The 16,013-nt window shown below is 65.5% G+C and carries 13 protein-coding genes; 6 read left to right on the forward strand and 7 right to left on the reverse strand.

The window, feature by feature from the left end; translation table 11 throughout:
- Positions 1 to 86: 86 nt before the first annotated feature.
- Positions 87 to 1,589 (forward strand): aldehyde dehydrogenase family protein, encoded by a 1,503-nt coding sequence (locus E5206_RS18240; RefSeq protein WP_136323724.1) that lies wholly within the window; start codon positions 87 to 89, stop codon positions 1,587 to 1,589.
- Positions 1,590 to 1,760: 171 nt separating this feature from the next.
- Here E5206_RS18240 and E5206_RS18245 read toward each other — a convergent pair whose 3' ends face one another.
- A complete protein-coding gene (locus E5206_RS18245; RefSeq protein ID WP_136322105.1) occupies positions 1,761 to 3,191 on the reverse strand; it encodes an IS1380 family transposase in 1,431 nt (476 codons plus the stop codon).
- Positions 3,192 to 3,437: 246 nt separating this feature from the next.
- Positions 3,438 to 5,030, reverse strand: coding sequence for an FAD-binding oxidoreductase (locus E5206_RS18250; protein WP_136323725.1), 1,593 nt, complete (start codon positions 5,028 to 5,030; stop codon positions 3,438 to 3,440).
- A 145-nt stretch (positions 5,031 to 5,175) separates the two neighbouring features.
- Here E5206_RS18250 and E5206_RS18255 point away from each other — a divergent pair, with 145 nt between their 5' ends.
- Complete coding sequence (locus tag E5206_RS18255) at positions 5,176 to 6,123, forward strand: LysR family transcriptional regulator (protein WP_168709383.1); 948 nt, start codon at positions 5,176 to 5,178, stop codon at positions 6,121 to 6,123.
- Here E5206_RS18255 and E5206_RS18260 read toward each other — a convergent pair.
- The 4 genes from E5206_RS18260 to E5206_RS18275 all read right to left on the reverse strand — a co-directional run bounded on the left by E5206_RS18260 (position 6,120) and on the right by E5206_RS18275 (position 10,523).
- Complete coding sequence (locus E5206_RS18260) at positions 6,120 to 7,427, reverse strand: LLM class flavin-dependent oxidoreductase (RefSeq protein ID WP_168709384.1); 1,308 nt, start codon at positions 7,425 to 7,427, stop codon at positions 6,120 to 6,122. The two genes, E5206_RS18255 and E5206_RS18260, sit on opposite strands and share 4 nt — an antisense overlap.
- Positions 7,428 to 7,630: 203 nt before the next feature.
- Entirely contained in the window at positions 7,631 to 8,911 is a 1,281-nt protein-coding gene (locus E5206_RS18265) for an MFS transporter (RefSeq protein ID WP_240689827.1), read from the reverse strand.
- Between the two features lie 308 nt (positions 8,912 to 9,219).
- Entirely contained in the window at positions 9,220 to 10,113 is an 894-nt protein-coding gene (locus E5206_RS18270; protein ID WP_168709385.1) for a VOC family protein, read from the reverse strand.
- Between the two features lie 104 nt (positions 10,114 to 10,217).
- Entirely contained in the window at positions 10,218 to 10,523 is a 306-nt protein-coding gene (locus tag E5206_RS18275; RefSeq protein WP_136323730.1) for an acylphosphatase, read from the reverse strand.
- A gap of 188 nt (positions 10,524 to 10,711) precedes the next feature.
- On the opposite strand from E5206_RS18275, the gene E5206_RS18280 reads away from it, so the two are divergent.
- The 4 genes from E5206_RS18280 to E5206_RS18295 all read left to right on the forward strand — a co-directional run bounded on the left by E5206_RS18280 (position 10,712) and on the right by E5206_RS18295 (position 14,481).
- On the forward strand, positions 10,712 to 10,975 hold the full coding sequence (locus tag E5206_RS18280) for a DUF1508 domain-containing protein (RefSeq protein WP_136323731.1): 264 nt from the start codon (positions 10,712 to 10,714) through the stop codon (positions 10,973 to 10,975).
- A gap of 17 nt (positions 10,976 to 10,992) precedes the next feature.
- A complete protein-coding gene (locus E5206_RS18285) occupies positions 10,993 to 11,934 on the forward strand; it encodes an ATP-binding cassette domain-containing protein (protein WP_136323732.1) in 942 nt (313 codons plus the stop codon).
- A 2-nt stretch (positions 11,935 to 11,936) separates the two neighbouring features.
- Positions 11,937 to 13,196, forward strand: a complete 1,260-nt coding sequence (locus E5206_RS18290; RefSeq protein WP_136323733.1) for an ABC transporter permease — start codon at positions 11,937 to 11,939, stop codon at positions 13,194 to 13,196.
- 64 nt (positions 13,197 to 13,260) lie between these two features.
- Positions 13,261 to 14,481, forward strand: coding sequence for a mechanosensitive ion channel domain-containing protein (locus E5206_RS18295; RefSeq protein WP_240689829.1), 1,221 nt, complete (start codon positions 13,261 to 13,263; stop codon positions 14,479 to 14,481).
- Positions 14,482 to 14,967: 486 nt separating this feature from the next.
- On the opposite strand, the gene E5206_RS18300 is transcribed toward E5206_RS18295, so the two are convergent.
- Positions 14,968 to 15,849 (reverse strand): glycosidase, encoded by an 882-nt coding sequence (locus E5206_RS18300; RefSeq protein WP_136323734.1) that lies wholly within the window; start codon positions 15,847 to 15,849, stop codon positions 14,968 to 14,970.
- Between the last annotated feature and the right edge of the window lie 164 nt (positions 15,850 to 16,013).

The following is a 16,013-nucleotide window of genomic DNA, read 5'->3' on the forward strand; positions in this document are numbered from 1 at the left end:
TGTATCTTGATGGATACGATGTGGCAACCATCACAGAAGACATAGTTTGAGTTCTATGCAATCAGCCTCCCGGAAGGAAGCCAACGATGCCCCTTACCCAGACCCTCCCCACGCCTGTGCGGCCGGACCTTCTGGGCAGGCCGCTACGCCTGCTCATCGACGGAACATGGGTGGAAGGCGGGGCCGAACCGTTGTCCATCATCGATCCCTCCAGCGGCCAGCATCTGGTGGACTCCGCCTCCGCGGACGCCAGGGATGTTGACCGTGCCGTAGAGGCCGCCCGGCGGGCCTTTGACTCCGGTCCCTGGCCGGCGATGCCGCCGGCCCAGCGGAGCCGGCTGATCTGGAAGCTGGGAGAGGCCATCGAGGCCGCCGCCGACGAGCTGGCTCTGCTCGAAACGCTGAACACGGGAAAGCCGTTGGGCATTGCCCGGGCCTTTGAAATCAGCGGGGCGGCGGAGTCGTTCCGCTACAACGCCGGCTGGGCGACGAAGCTCAACGGCGAGACGCGCAACGTCTCGCTGCCCGGGGAATGGCATGCGTATACGCTCCGGGAACCCATCGGCGTCGTCGGTTTGATCGTTCCGTGGAACAGCCCGTTGGCCATTACTGCGGCCAAATTGGCTCCCGCCTTGGCGGCAGGCTGCACTGTCGTGCTCAAGCCCGCGGAACTCACGCCGCTGACCGCGGTCCGGCTGGGCGAACTGGCCCTGGAAGTGGGCTTCCCGCCCGGCGTCCTGAATATTGTCCAGGGCCACGGCGCCGTTGCCGGCCAGCGGATCGCGGACCATCCGCTGGTGGACAAGATTTCCTTTACCGGATCGACCGCCGTGGGCAAGCACCTGCTGGCCTCCTGCGCGGGGAACCTGAAGCGCGTCTCGCTGGAACTCGGTGGAAAGTCCCCCGTGGTCATCTACCCGGATGCGGACCTCGAGCGGGCGATCGAAGGCGCGTCGATGAGCATCTTCGGCAACACGGGCCAGGTGTGCGCTGCGGGCTCCCGCCTGTACGTCCATGAGGCGGTGGCCGATGAGGTGATTGCCGGGATCTCGGAAAGGGCCGCAGCGCTGCGGATCGGCGCCGGGACCGACCCGCAGACCCAGCTCGGACCGGTGATCTCCGCCCAGCAACGCGAGCGGATCCTCGGCTATATCGAGAGCGGCCGCGAGCAGGGCGCCGAGCTTGTCACCGGTGGCGCCGCAGTCCCGGGGGGTGGTTTCTTCATCCAGCCGACCGTCCTCCGGAACACGACCCGCCACATGAAGGTGGTCCGCGAGGAGATCTTCGGGCCCGTGCTCTCTACGGCAACCTTCCGCGATTCGGACAGCGTCGCAGACATCGTGGCGCGTGCCAATGACACCATCTACGGGCTCTCCTCCACCATCTGGACGAAGGACGTTTCCAGGGCCCACCAGTTCGCACGCCGGATCAAGGCGGGAAATGTGCGTGTCAACGCCGCTGGCGGCATGGACACGAATATGCCCTTTGGCGGTTTCAAGCAGTCCGGCTGGGGCAAGGAGAACGGCCGCGAGGGTGTCGAGGCCTACACCGAGGTCAAGTCCGTAGCGGTCAATATCAGCGGCGCCTAGCCTCGATTTTTCATGATGCTCGTTGATGGCCGCTGGTTTGTGGCCGTGGCTGGTGGGCGGTTGTTTTCTGTTTTCGGGCAGTCTGGTGTGGCCCGTCGGTTCGCTTCGGGGTTGGCGCCGGTTCCACTTCCGGTGATCGTGCTGTTCGTTGGGACAGGATGAGGTCCACGATCAGCCGGTGGAAGGAACGAGCCCTTTGCTGAGGCGGGCGGTGTTCTCCAGAAGCAGTTTCAGGAGGTCTTTCTCGGGCGCTGTTTCCGGGAGCAGGAGCTGGTGGCGGCGGGCGCGGGTGATGATTTTCCCGGCGGTCGCGAAGAGCCGGTAGCGCCAGCGTTTGATGTCCCAGGCTTTGGCGTGGTGGCCGTCCGGGAGGGCGGCGAGCTGGAGCCAGGAGACCAGGTTGAGGGCCAGGGTGGCGATGTTTGCCCAGGCCTGGTTCGCGGCGAAATCGAAGAACGGCAGCTTGCCCAGGCCGGTGTTTTTCAGGGTTTTGATCCGGTTCTCGCACCGGCCGCGGGCGCGGTGTCTGGCGTCGAGGAAGGGTCCGTGCCAGCGTGGGGAGTTGGTCAGGAACGCGGTGATCCGGTGCCCGTCGACGTCGAGCAGGGTCGGCTGCGCGCCGGGGTGCAGCGGCTCGGCGCGGAGGAACAGGTTGGTGCCCGGCGGGTAATCGGTGAGCGGGATGACGTCGGTGGCGTTGATGACCCACGCATCGTTCCGGTCGTTCCCGTGCTGGTCCAGGGCCAGCTGCCAGTGCTCTTTGTCGTTGATCCAGTCGATCATGTGCGCTTTGCCCAAGGGCAGCGCGAAGCTGGTGGAGAACTGCACGCCCAGGCTGTGCAGGTGCCAGAGGAATTTCCGCGAGGCGCCGGCACCGTCGGTGCGGACCAGGACCTTTTCCCCGGCCAGGGCCCCGGCCTCGGTGAAGAAGCTCTCGGGCAGTTGGGCTGCGGCGGTGTGGAAGACCCGGATGTGGTCCTCGGCGCTGTTCGCCCCGGCGTTGCCCGGCCTCAGCATTGCGGCGAGGATTTCCCCGGAACCGTTGCCGCCGCCGTAGTCGACGCTGGCGATGAACGGGGCGAACCCGTAGCCGCCCTTGTAGGTTCCGGCGACGTTCTCCTTATCCGAATGCGAGGTCACCAGGGTCGCGTCGAGGTCGATGATGAGCGGGTCCGCAGCCGTCGCGGCCAGTGCCGGGTTCCGGTCCCCGGCCGCGTCCCAGGCCCGCGTGCGCAGTTCCCGGGTAAGGGTCTCGAATCCGTAGCCGAACAGCTCCGGGTTCGCCACGGTGCGTTCGAAGAACCGGGAGACGGTCGCGTTCGAGGGCAGCTGACCAAAGACACCGGGTGAGGAACGCAGGATGTCCAGATCGGAGGCGTGTTCGCCTCCGGCGGCGAGCATGGCGGCCAAAGAACCAACCAGCCGGCCAGGCCGGTGTTTCGCGCCAGAGGGAACAAACTGGCCCAGCCTGTCCTCACACAGCCTGCCGAAACCCAGCGCGTCCATGAAGCCGGTGAGCACCGAAACCCCGGCGTGGGAGATCAGCGACTGGCCGGTGAAACTGACCGGCGGGGACGGAAAAACAGCGGTAGACTTCTGCATCGAAAGGGTGCTCCCTCGCTCGGCAAATAACGGTCTCGACAACCACTATTTTCCCAGTTCAGAGCACCCTTTCCCTGATTAACACGCCATCCCGCCGGACCCGCCATGAAAACCTTGGGCTAGTCCGGAGCCTCGATCCCGCAGGCGGAAGGGGCCGGACGCTGGTGCATTCCACCACCGTCCGGCCCCATTTGCCGTTCAGGCGTCCCGCCGGGCAACGGCCGGGAAGTCCTTCGGACAGCCGCCCTACTGCTCCAGGACGGAGACCTCGACGCCGTCCGGCACCTGCGCTTCAACCTCCCGGTAGCGGCGGGGCCAGACGCCCTGCTTGCCCGGGGACAGGATCCCGTTCGGATCCAGCGCGTCCTTCAGCGTCTCCTGCAGGCGGCGGATCGCATGGTTGCCGTAATCGAAACCGTCCGCGATGACGTCCATGTAGTCCACATGGCTTCGGTACGGCGCATACCCCCGGCGCCGGGCGGCGGCCAGCAGTTCGGAGTACAGCGCCCGGGCGCGGCCCAGCTGCTCCTGGTTGTCATTTTCGAAGAAGATCATGGTCACGTGCACCATGTGCCGCGGATACAGGTGATAGCCGATGTAGAGGTCGAAGCCGTGGCGGCGGTAAAGCTCTTTGGCCTCCTGGTAGAACTCCCAGACCTCGTCGCCGCGCGCCGGAATGATGGGAGCAGCGTCGATGTGGCCACCGTTCTCCGCAGCCCAGGCGACAGTGGACAGCGGCTTGAGCGTCGGAACGCCGGCCATCTGCGTGCGGTCGATCTCGGCGATGTCCTCGTAGGCCACCTGCGCGCCCTCGGCCCCTTCATAGAGACGGGCCTTGACGGTGAACCCCTCGAGGCCGGCGAAACGCTCCCTGATGATCTCCAGCCTGCGCTCGGCCAGGCCCTTGTCCCCGTAAATCGCGAACTTGGCATTCCACTGGCCGATGCCCATCTCCTGGCGCATCTCCTCCAGGCGATCATCCGGAATGGACCCCTCACCGGTGTACCAGCGGGAGCGGGGGCCGTTCATGGTCGCTGCCCTGACCACGTTTCCGCACAGCGCATTGTTTTGGATGACGTCCTCGCGGCGGAGCTGGGTGAGGATATCGACAAGGCGGGGCATGTCCTCCTCGCGCTCCACCACGACGTCACCGTTGATGTAGACGTCGGGCCACGGCATCAGCCACAGCCCGATCTTGGTCACGACACCGAGGTTGGACTGGGTGAAGATGCCGTCCAGGGTCGGTCCGAATCCGCCCTTGAAGATGGGGCCGAGATCCGTTCCCTCCATGGCCCACATGCCCGTGCGGACCAGCTCACCGTCCGGAAGCACCACCTCCATGCCGCACACCGACTGCACATGGTCGCCCATCGGCGTCATGCCATAACCCCGGTCCAGCGCGTTGCCGAGGATCGATCCCCAGCCGAGGGCGGGGACGGACATCCACAGTTTCATGCCCCTGGCCTGGATGTATTCAAAGAGATCGAAGAAGGAAACACCGGGCTCGATCACGGCGTAGTTCAGCTTGTCATCGACCTCGATGATCTTGTTCATCCGGCTCAGGTCCAGGGCCACCATGTCGCGGGTGCGCGGCTCAGGCCCGCCGTAGCCGAGGTTTTTTCCCTTGGAGAAAGACCACAGCGGCACGCCGGTCTCGTTGGCGAGGCGGACGATGTCCTGGACCTCTGCAACGCTGCCGGGCCGCACGCCCGGCCACTTCGCCCGTCCCGGGTTCAGCGGATAGGGATCGATGTAGCCCTCTTGGGGGGTCGCGCGGACAACATTGTCCGCGCCGACAATGGCTTCGGCCTGGTCAAGGAATCGGGCTTGGGCGTCCATCTAAGTTCACGTCACTTTCCGGGAAGGCGCCGCCAGGGGCGGCGGTCACACTGGCGCCCGTCTGGGGCGCAATTCCATCATGGCAAGCCGGATGCCTCAAGTAAACTGTCGGTTTCTGTATACGGTTATCAGTAGAATTGACAATATGAATCTTGTCTCGCATCCCTCGATCACGCTTCGCCAGGTCCTTCACTTCGTCGTCGCCGCCGAGTCCGGGACGATGAGTGAGGCGGCCCGGCGGCTCCACATGGCGCCGTCGGCGATTTCCATGTCCATCGCCGAACTGGAACGGATCGTGGGTGCCCAGCTGTGCATCAAGCGCAAGGCGAAGGGGCTGACCCTGACGTCCACGGGCATCGTCGTGTTCCGCCAGGCCAGGCAACTGCTGGATCTCGCCGATGACATCACTTCCCTGTCCAAGCGGGACCGCGTGGACATCCGCGGGCCGCTGAAGGTCGGCTGCTACATGCCGCTCGGGCCCACCATCATCCCGCCGATGCTCTCAGACTTCGCCACCCAGTGTCCGCACGTCGAGGTCGACTTTGTCGAGGGATACCACGAGGATCTCCAGGAACGGCTGCTCAACGGGTCCATCGACGCCGCCTTCCTCTATGACATGGACGTGTCTCCGGCCCTCAAGACCGCCCCCCTGCTGTCCGTCGATCCCTTCATCCTGCTGCCGGAGGACCATCCGCTCCGCGAAGCCCAGGTGGTGACCCTCAAGGACGTCGCGGCGGATCCGCTCATTTTCTTCGATGCGCCGCCGATCTCCACCCGGGTCCTGGACATGTACCGCACGGCCGGGCTGACGCCGGACATCCGGCATCGCTCGCGCAGCTACGCCACGGTCCGCTCGCTGGTTGCGGGCGGCCGTGGCGTAGCAGTTCTCTTCCAGCAGCCGATGCTGGACGCACCGTATGAGGAGCTGCGGGTGATTCTCAAGCCGGTCTCGGAGCCTCGGGCCAATGGTGGCGCGCAGGCGACGGTGTCGCTGGCCTGGGCGCGCAGCATGCGCCTGAACGCGCGGGCCCAGGCCTGGGTGGACGTCGCCGTCGAGCGCTTCCGGTCCGACGGCGACAAGCCGCTGGACTAGGCTGACGGGCGCGACAGCCCGAAGTTGTCGCGCAGCGTGGTGCCCTCATACTCGCTGCGGAAGTAGCCGCGGTCCTGAAGCTCCGGCACCAGCTTGTCGCAGATCAGCTTGAAGCCGCCCGGGTTGAACGGGGCGTTGAGGTTGAATCCGTCGCAGGCCTTCGACTCGAACCAGTCCACCATGCGGTCCGCAACCTGGGACGGGGTGCCTGCCATCCACTGGTGGCCGGTGGAACGGGCCAGGTCCACGATCAGCTCGCGCAGTGTCATGCCCATGTCCACGCTTTTCTTGCGGTAGATCTGGTAACGGCTGCCGAGCTTGGGGTCATCGGAGAACCATTCTGCAGGGATGGACTCATCGAACTCCAGCTCGGAAAGGTCCATGCGGAGGTCCGCCCCGACCTGCTGCAGCCCGTTGCCCAGATGCACATAGCCGGCCAACTCCTTGGCAAGGTCCTGGGCTTCCTTCTCGGTGTCCCCGAGGATCGGAAGGATGCCGGGGATGATCTTCACGTCGTCGGGGTTCCGGCCTTTCTCGGCCACCATGTTCTTGAACTTCGTGTAGAACTCAACCGACGGCTGCTTGAACGGCTGGGCCGTGTAGATGCCGTCGGCAACGGAGGAGCCCAGGTCCATTCCGGGGCCCGAGGAACCGGCCTGGACCAGTACCGGGCGGCCCTGCGGCGAACGTGGCATATTGATGGGCCCCTCCACCTCGAAGAACTCGCCCTTGTGGTTGATGGGCCGGAGCTTGGTCCGGTCAACATATTCACCCGACGCGCGGTCCACGATGATGGCGTCATCAGACCAGCTGTCCCACAGCCGCTGCACCACGTCCACGAACTCGGTGGCGCGCCGGTAGCGTACGGCCGGATCCGGGACGTCGTCGACGCCATAGTTGCGGAAGCCGTCGGAGGAGGTGACAATGTTCCAGCCGGCCCGGCCGTTGGACATGTGGTCGAGTCCGCACAGCTGGCGGGCCAGGTTGTACGGTTCCGAGAACGAGGTCGACATCGTTCCGATGAGGCCGATGTTCTTGGTCCTGGCGGCCAGCGCCGCGAGGACGGTCATGGGCTCGTAGAACCCGTTCATCTTGATGTCTCCGCGCATCACGGTATTGGCGTGGACGATGTCCCCGAAGAACACTGCGTCGAGCTTGGCAGCCTCTGCCATGGCCGTCAGGTCCGCCACGAACTCAAGGTTGCCCAGCTCCTCGGCCCGGCTCCCCTCCATCCGCCAGCTGTCCTTGTGGTAGCCCGCCGGCAACATGAACGTCGTCAGCACCATATGATTCTTCGGCTTCATTGCCTTGATTCCTTTCGTGGGTCGCGCCAAGCTGCGGCGCCTCGCTGAGTCCATCTTGGCAGTGTCCACTTGTTGCGTAAATGACAAGTTTCAGAGCATGGAGTTCAATAAAATTGATGAATCAGGAATATCCTGCGGGTACGGCACAGCGCGGCAATCACCGGGGTCATAAATGAACCCGGTGACTGCCGCGCTGCGGTGGATCAGGGAGGGTCGAGCTTGATCCCGGCACCCTCGCGGGTCAGGCGGACGGCCACGACTCCCGCCAGCAGGACGATGATCCAGAAGACCCCCACCATCCAGACCGAACCGCCGCCGGCCAGCACCAGCCCGGTCGCTATCATCGGCGTGAAGCCCGCACCGATCATGGAGGCGCCCTGGTAGGACAGTGATGCCCCCGTGTAGCGGATCTGGGTGGGGAACTGCTCGGAAATGTAGGCGCCGATCGGTCCGGCGAGGGCACCCTGGACGAGCCCGTTGCCGATCACGACCGCGGTGGCAAAGCCCCAGATGGTCCCATTGCTGAGCAGCATGATCAGCGGATAGGCCAGGATCGTCGCGGCAATGCCGGCTCCGGTGAGCACGGCGCGGCGGCCGATCCGGTCGCTCAGCCTGGCCGAGTAAAAACAGACCGCGACGGTGACTACGGCAGCAGCACCCTTCCAGTTCAGGACTTCGGAGCGGTCCACGCCGCTCGCGACGGCCAGCGATACACCCCAAACGGTGAGCAGGCCCTGGCAGCAGTAGAAGCCCAGCGTCGCCACGAGGGTCACGACGACGGCGCGGGGGTGGCTGCGCAGCACCTCTACCAGCGGGGCGCGCCGGGTGCGGCCGGCTTTGGCGTTCAACTCCCGGAAGACTGGAGTCTCCGCGACCTTCAGCCGGATGACGAGGCCAATCATGATCAGCACCGCACTGAACAGGAACGGAAGCCGCCAGCCCCACACCAGGAACTGATCACCCGTCAAGGCGGAGACCGCGGACACGACGAGGGTGGCCAGCAGTCCGCCTGCCGGTCCGCCCGCGTTGGCGAAGGCCGCCGCCAGTCCACGTTTCTTCGCCGGGGCGTGCTCCAGCGCCATCAGCGTGGCGCCGCCCCACTCGCCGCCGACCGCTACGCCCTGGACCACGCGCAACAGCACGAGGAGGACCGGTGCGGCGATCCCGATCTGGGACGTCGTCGGCAGGACTCCGATCAGGACCGTGGCGCCGCCCATGAGCATCATCGAGAGCACGAGCATCTGCTTCCGGCCGAGCCTGTCACCGAAGTGGCCGAAGACGATGCCGCCGAGCGGGCGGGCCACGTATCCGACCGCCAAGGTGGCAAAGGACGCGAACAGCGCGAATCCTGGGCCGAGGTTCGCGAAGAAGACCCGGTCGAAGACCAGCGACGCCGCGGTGGCGTAGAGGATGAAGTCGTAGTACTCGATGACGCTTCCGATGAGGCTGGATCCGAGGATCCGACGCATATCCTTCGTATTCAACGAGTCGGCTGCCTTCAATGAGGCAGTTGCCGGCTCGGTACCAGGAAGCAAGGCAGGCCCTCGGTGTTCCAGCTTCGTCGGAGTGCTTTTGGGGTTCGGCATGTGCTCATTTCGTTTCTTGGGGAGCGCCCCAACCGGGGCGCTGGCAGCCATGCCCACCGTGAGCTGTATCACCGGCAGGTACCAGTATGACGCGCCTCACAGCGAACCACCAAACGGATTGCGCATAATCCTACGAAAGTGTTTTATCTGCGCTTGGCTGTGACGGGCGGTGGTTGGGCTGGCGGCCTGGAGTGTTAGTGGCAGTATTAGCGGCGCGCGGCGCTGACCGAACGCAGGTCCACGGGAGCCAGCCCGTGCTGGCGGAAGTCGAGCGGGCGGTACTGGCCCCACATGTTGTACCAGTTCTCATCCTCGCCCCAGACGACCGGCGGCCTGGCGTCGTCGTAGATCTGCTCCAGATCCGTGTAAAGCTCGACGACGGCGCCCGAAGTCTCCACGAAGTAGGCGGCAATGTTATGCCCGGCCCCATGGCGGACCGGGCCCCAGATGAGGTCCCTGCCGAGCTTGTTCAGTCGGTCGCCCAGCTTGCCCAGATCGGCAATGCTCTGGGTCTGCCACGCATGGTGATGGAGGGTGCCCTCGCCGCGGACCAGGGCGATGCCGTGGTGGTCCGGGTTGCAGCGCATGAAGTAGGCAAAGTCGTCACCGATGACGTCGGACAACCGGAAATCCAGGACACGATGCAGGAACCGCATCATGCCGCCCACGTCGCGGGGGTGGAAGTTGATGTGGCCATAGCGGTCGGGACCGAAGGATAGCTGCGGGGCCTGGTTCTCCTGCATGCCGACATAGATCTCGAAGACGAAGCCCTCGGGCCCGACAAAGGAGAAGCCGTCTTCGATCCCCGCACCCCGGGGCTTCTCGCTGACGATCCGGAAATTCTCATCCTCAACGCGCTTACGGATGGTCCGCAGCGCGTCGCCGTCCCGGGCCACGAGGCCGAAGCTGTCGACGCCGTCGACATCAGACTCAACATAGACGAGCTCGTGGTGGACGTTTCCGGCGGCGAGGTAGACGGTGTCCGCCGTCCTCTCGGTTTCACGGAGCCCAAGGATCCGGGTTGCGTCGAACACCGATTCCTCGAGCTTCGTCGTCTGAATGCCAATGTGCCCCATGGCACTGATCAATCCCCAAGACATCCTTGTCTCCTGTTCCTTGCGATCCCGCGATCTCAATATTTTCTGCATTTGGTTATGCATAAAACACTATCGCATGAAGAATCGATTATCTAGGGGTGGCGGGCTCAGAACCGCACGCTGAAACCCTTGAACTCCCCCGTCGCCGCGGAGACGGATTCCTCCACCGTTTCCACGCGTCCCGGCGCCTCCGGCGAGCGCAACCACTCCCGAAACTCCAGCACCACAGCCTGCGGCCCCTCGGCCACGAGGCCGACAGAGCCGTCGTCGTTGTTCCTGACCGTGCCGGTGAGGGCGAGCTCCTCGGCCTTGCGCACCGTCCAGTACCGGAACCCCACACCCTGGACCACGCCGTCCACCCGTGCCGTCAGCCGGACAAACTCCCCGGGCTCCGCCTCTGGAAACTCAGCCATGCTCCCAATCTAGCGCCCGGCACAATCTCAGGCACCAGAACACAAGGGGCCTTTGGCCCCTTCCGCGGGCCGTTTCCCCCGGGAGAGGCTGGTCTCCAGCGCTGCGGGAACTTGTCGAGTACACGGCATCGGCACAGGGACGTGCCCCAACCGCCTGCAGCGGCGCTACTGCCGGAAAGGACAAGCCGATGGCAGGACAATTTGAGATCTTCACGGATGCGGAGTCGAACGTCAGGTTCCGCCTGCTTGGAGCAGACGGCACGGTACTGGCCACTTCGAGGGCCTTCGATGACAAACAATCCGCCGCGGACGGCATCATGGCCGTCCGTGAATGCGCCGGCACCGGCCTGATCACGGAGGCCCGTACGAACGCATGGGGCGGGACGGGCCGGACCAGGCCCGGCATTCCGACGCCCTCCCAGCGCCGGCACCGGCACTCCCCCGCGATTTAGGCTGCACGGACCCGGCCATGGGCGAAGCGCGGGTCCACATCAAGGGATTCCGGATGGACTTTGGTGAAACCACCGTCATACGGGATCTTTCCTTCGACGTGCAGGCGGGCGAGACCTTCGGTTTCCTGGGCAGCAACGGTTCCGGGAAGACGACGACGATCCGCGCCCTGCTGGGCATCTACGAGCCCACCGCCGGGGTCCTGCATATCAACGGGCGCGACTTCAAACCCGAGCATGGGGACCGGCTGGGCTACCTCCCCGAGGAGCGCGGGCTGTACAAGAAGGAAAAGGTCATCGACATCATGACCTACTTCGGCCGGCTCAAAGGCATGGAGCGGCGCGCCGCCCGGCAGTGGTCCCTCGAGTACCTGGAACGGGTCTCGCTGGCGGACAAGGCCACCTTCCTGCTGGACAAGCTCTCCAGCGGCCAGCAGCAGAAGGTCCAACTGGGCGTCACCATCATGAACCGGCCCGAACTGCTCATCCTGGACGAACCCACCAAGGGCTTCGACCCGGTCAACCGGCGCCTGCTGATGGACATCATCGCCGAGCAGAAGCAGGGCGGTGCCACCGTCGTTATGGTGACCCACCAGATGGAGGAAGTGGAACGGCTTTGCGACCGGGTCATCCTGCTCAAGGACGGCACCGCCGAGGCCTACGGGACCATCGACGAGGTCCAGAACAAATACGGCGGCCGCATCATCCGGGTCAAGCACAGCGGAACCATCCCGCCCTCACCCCACTACGAGGTGATGCTCCAGGAAACCAACTACGCGGAACTGACCATCACCGACGCCACCGACGAGGCCGCCATCCTGAAAGACCTGATCGACGGCGGCGTGACCGTCCGCAGCTTCACCACCACCAAGATCTCCCTCGAGGACATCTTCATCCGCGTTTATGGGGACGAGAACACCACCGCCCCGGCGGCCTACGATCCGGCGCGGGACAGGGCATAGCCATGGCCCAGCACAACCTCGGCACCGTCATCGGCTTCGAGTTCATCCGCACCGTCACCAAGCGGCGGTTCTGGATCGGCACCCTGGCCGTCCCCGTGATCATGGCAATCGTGTTCGGGCTGATCTTCCTGAGCAACTCGACCACGGACACCGCGGCCCAGTCCCAGAAGAGCGCGCAGTTCACCATCTCCTATACGGACGCCTCCGGCCTGATCACGGCAGACGACGCGGCCCTCTTCGGCGCCCGCACGGCCGGCTCCCCCAACGCCGGGATCCAGTCCGTCCAGTCCGGCGCCGTGGACGCCTACTTCGACTTCCCCGCCAACCCCGAATCCACGGCGGTCCGCGTCTACGGCACGGACAAGGGGATCTTCGAGAACGGCAAGTACGCCGCCGTCGCGCAGGCCATGCTGACCCGCGCCGTCGAGCAGAAGATCGGCGCGCCCCGGCTGTCCACCCTCGCCGCCGGCAAGGTGCAGACGGAGACCGTCACCTACAAGGGGAGCCAGGAATCGGGGGGTCTGGGGTCCGTCATTCCGCCGCTGATCTTCCTGGTCATCTTCTACGGGCTGATCGTGCTGCTGGCCGGGCAGATGCTCAACTCCACCCTCGAGGAGAAGGAGAACCGCGTCACGGAGATGATCCTGACCACCCTGAAGCCCACCACGCTCATCGCGGGCAAGGTGATCGCCCTGTTCGCCATCGGGCTCGTTCAGATGCTCGTGTTCATCTCCCCCCTCGCCATCGGCGCCCTGTCCTTCCCCAAGGAGCTGAACCTCTCCGCCCTGGACCTGCCACCGCTGATCATCGACCCGGTCCGGATGATCGTCGGCTTCCTGATCCTCGTCGGCGGGTTCGCGCTCTTCACCACCACCCTCGTGGCGATCGGCGCGGTGATGCCGACCGCCAAGGAGGCCGGCAGCTTCATGGGCGTGATGATGGCGCTGATCTTCGTGCCGTTCTACGCTGTCTCTCTGGTGGTCTCGGATCCGCACGCCGTGATCGTGCAGATTTTTACGTATTTCCCCTTTTCCGCCCCGGTCACCGCGCTGCTGCGGAACGGCTTCGGCTCGCTGAACCTGCTCGAGGCGGCAATCGTGATCGCCATCCTCTTCGTGGGGGCCGCCGTTATGCTCCGCCTCGCTGTGCGGCTCTTCCAGTACGGCTCCATCTCCTACACCTCGAAGGTCAACATCCGCACCGCGCTCCGGGCCGGTTCGCGGCGTGCCGCCCCTGGCGCAGCACCGACGACGCCGGCGTGACCGGTCCCACGTTGACACGCCCCCGATTTCAGTTGCCCCCGCCAAGCTTGCTAGACCTTAAGTGATGCAAGATTTCCTAACCCCAGCAATGCCCTTCCTGGCCATGGCCCTCGCGGTCGCCCTCGGACTCGTCGCGTCCTGGCTGGTGCGCCGGATTGTGCTCCGGCTCAACCGCAAGCAGACCGAGCTGCGCGCGACCTCGCGGGTGGCGCGGCTTCCCCTGCGTTTTGTGCTGTGCCTGATCAGCGTCCGGACGGCCCTCGCACTGACCGGGGGTGGCCTTGAGTGGCGCCACGGCGCGGACCACCTCCTCCTGATCGGCCTCATCGCCTCGGTGGCGTGGCTGGCCGTCGCCATGCTGCTGATCATCGAGACGATCGTGCTGATGCGCTACCGGATGGACGTGGCGGACAACCGGCGGGCCCGGCGCCTCCGGACCCAGGTGATCCTGGCGCGCCGGATCGGCGTCGCACTGATCGTGGTGGTGGGGCTGGGCAGCGTGATGCTGACCTTCCCCGCCGTCCAGGCCCTCGGCGCCGGGCTGCTCGCCTCCGCCGGCGTGCTCTCGATCGTGGCCGGCCTCGCGGCACAGACCTCCCTGGTCAACGTGTTCGCCGGCATCCAGCTCGCGTTCACGGACGCGATCCGGGTGGACGACGTCGTCGTGGTCCAGAAGGAATGGGGCCGGATCGAGGAGATCACCCTGACCTATGTGGTGGTCCACATCTGGGACGACCGCCGGCTGATTCTGCCCTCCACCTACTTCACCACGACGCCGTTCGAGAACTGGACGCGGCGCCAATCCGAGGTCATGGGCACGGTGGAGTTCGACCTCGACTGGCGTGCCCCGGTCGAAGCGATGCGCGCGGAGCTGAAGAAGGTGCTGGCCGAAACGGAGCTGTGGGACAAGCGCGTGGGCATCCTGCAGATCACCGACGCGACGGCCGGCTTCGTCCGGGTCCGGATCGTCGTCAGCGCGGCGGACAGCGGCTCGCTGTTTGACCTGCGCTGCCTGATCCGTGAAGAGCTCGTGCTGTTCCTGCAGCAGGAGCACCCGACGGCGCTCCCGCACGTGCGGCTCGAGACCATGGCTCCGGCCCGGTCCGGGACCGGGCAGCCGCCCAGGGTCTCCGCCGCGGACGAGCATCACCGGCACCCCGCCGACCCGCACGATTCGCAGCTGTTCACCGGTTCCATCGAGGCAGTGCAGCGCTCCCGTGCCTTCTCCGGCCCCGGCGAGGACGTGTTCGAGGACCGCGACAAGACGATCGCTGCACAGAACTAGGGATCCCGGCAACGCGCATCCTGGCGGCGGCTGGCCCGCGGGGTCTTCCCAGTCGACGGGAACTGATCGATAATCAGACCGACAAGCAGAGGGAGTGCGCCATGACCATTCCACCGCCACACGAACCCGAGCCGTTTCCGCCGGAACCCGGGCCGACAACGCCTGAGCCGCAACCCGGGGATCCGTTCCCGCCGGAGCCTGGACCGGTCCCACCCCCGGCGCCGATTCCGGAACCGGGTCCCTCGCCGGCGCCCGGCCCGTTCCCCATGCCCGGTCCGCTACCGATTCCGGATCCAGGCCCGGTCCCACCACGGCCGGACCCGACGCGGTTCTAGGACTGCCCAGCCCAAGGGATCCGCCGCAGGATCGCGACGCGCAAAGCCGCCCGTGACGCGCAAAAGACCCTTCGACACCGGAATTCCGGTGTCGAAGGGTCTTTTGCGCGACGGTAGGAAAAATGGGTGTCGCTGGTTTGGGTGTCGCTGGCTACGGCAGGACGATGTCGCGCGTGCGGTGGTCGTAGTGGATGACCAGCAGGCCGCCGGCGTGGTGCAGTTCGTGGTTGGGTCCGTCGAACACGCCGAACGCGCCGTAGTTCTCATCCCAGGAGCGGTTGAGCGCGATCTTGAAAGTGTAGGATCCGGCCGGGAGATCCGCCGCGAGCTTCCAGAGCTGGTCGGCGAGGTCCAGTTCCATCTGGGACTCGTCGTACTGCGGTGCCCAGTTGGCGGGCGCGCCCAGCAGGACGTTGAAGTCACCGGCAACAGCCACGGCGGCCGGCTGTTCGATGCTTTCGGTGCCGGCTTCCGCGGCTGATGCGGCCGGTGTTTCTTTGGCCGGCGCTTCTTTGGCCGGCGCCGCGGCAGCGGTCTTACGCTTGCGGACGGCCTTCGCAACGGGTGCCACCGCGTCCTCGACCAGCTTGGTGGCCTTTCCGACAGCCTTGGCCACCGGCGTCTGAGCCGGCTTCTGAACAGCCTTGGCAGCCGGCTTCTTGGCAGGGGCCGCGGGCAGCGGGGTGCCGGCCGGGACCGGGGTACCGGCGTCGAGCGCCACGGCGAAAGCGGCAGGCTCGGCGAACGCGACGGTGGCACGCTGGCCGTCATCGGTGATGGACCACCCGGAACGGCCCTTGACCAGCCAGCCGGACTTGACCAGCTTGGCGGTGGCCGTGGTGAGCGTCTTGTGTCCTCGGGGGATGCCGCCGCTCAGCAGTTCACGCTCATATTCATTGAGCGGGACACGCTCGATTGCCTCGCCCAGCACCGCTCCGGCGTTCAGCTTCTCATCCGACCACACCCCCTCTGCCAGGACATCCAGCACGGCTTTCAGTCGAAGGGTCGTGTTTTCCGCGGTGTTCGCGCCCATGGGTCTCCTTTAGAAGCAATTGATCCACCAGCATTTTGCCAAGGATACCTACGTTTCCGCGAGAGGAAACGGTTAACTCTGTGTGTCGTGACCCACTATGACAGCCTGAACGGGGTGAAGCGAGGGGTGAGTCTCGGGTACCCGCCAGTAGCTTTCCGTGCGGA

This window comes from Arthrobacter sp. PAMC25564, assembly GCF_004798705.1.
GTDB lineage: Bacteria > Actinomycetota > Actinomycetes > Actinomycetales > Micrococcaceae > Arthrobacter.

Excerpts from the sequence above, each read along its gene's own strand:
- E5206_RS18295 (WP_240689829.1), top strand. The coding sequence starts at position 13,261 with ATGCAAGATTTCCTAACCCCAGCAATGCCCTTCCTGGCCATGGCCCTC.
- E5206_RS18245 (WP_136322105.1), bottom strand. The coding sequence starts at position 3,191 with ATGCAGAAGTCTACCGCTGTTTTTCCGTCCCCGCCGGTCAGTTTCACC.
- E5206_RS18275 (WP_136323730.1), bottom strand. The coding sequence starts at position 10,523 with ATGGCTGAGTTTCCAGAGGCGGAGCCCGGGGAGTTTGTCCGGCTGACG.
- E5206_RS18280 (WP_136323731.1), top strand. The coding sequence starts at position 10,712 with ATGGCAGGACAATTTGAGATCTTCACGGATGCGGAGTCGAACGTCAGG.
- E5206_RS18250 (WP_136323725.1), bottom strand. The coding sequence starts at position 5,030 with ATGGACGCCCAAGCCCGATTCCTTGACCAGGCCGAAGCCATTGTCGGC.
- E5206_RS18285 (WP_136323732.1), top strand. The coding sequence starts at position 10,993 with ATGGGCGAAGCGCGGGTCCACATCAAGGGATTCCGGATGGACTTTGGT.
- E5206_RS18255 (WP_168709383.1), top strand. The coding sequence starts at position 5,176 with ATGAATCTTGTCTCGCATCCCTCGATCACGCTTCGCCAGGTCCTTCAC.
- E5206_RS18270 (WP_168709385.1), bottom strand. The coding sequence starts at position 10,113 with ATGTCTTGGGGATTGATCAGTGCCATGGGGCACATTGGCATTCAGACG.
- E5206_RS18290 (WP_136323733.1), top strand. The coding sequence starts at position 11,937 with ATGGCCCAGCACAACCTCGGCACCGTCATCGGCTTCGAGTTCATCCGC.
- E5206_RS18260 (WP_168709384.1), bottom strand. The coding sequence starts at position 7,427 with ATGAAGCCGAAGAATCATATGGTGCTGACGACGTTCATGTTGCCGGCG.
- E5206_RS18240 (WP_136323724.1), top strand. The coding sequence starts at position 87 with ATGCCCCTTACCCAGACCCTCCCCACGCCTGTGCGGCCGGACCTTCTG.
- E5206_RS18300 (WP_136323734.1), bottom strand. The coding sequence starts at position 15,849 with ATGGGCGCGAACACCGCGGAAAACACGACCCTTCGACTGAAAGCCGTG.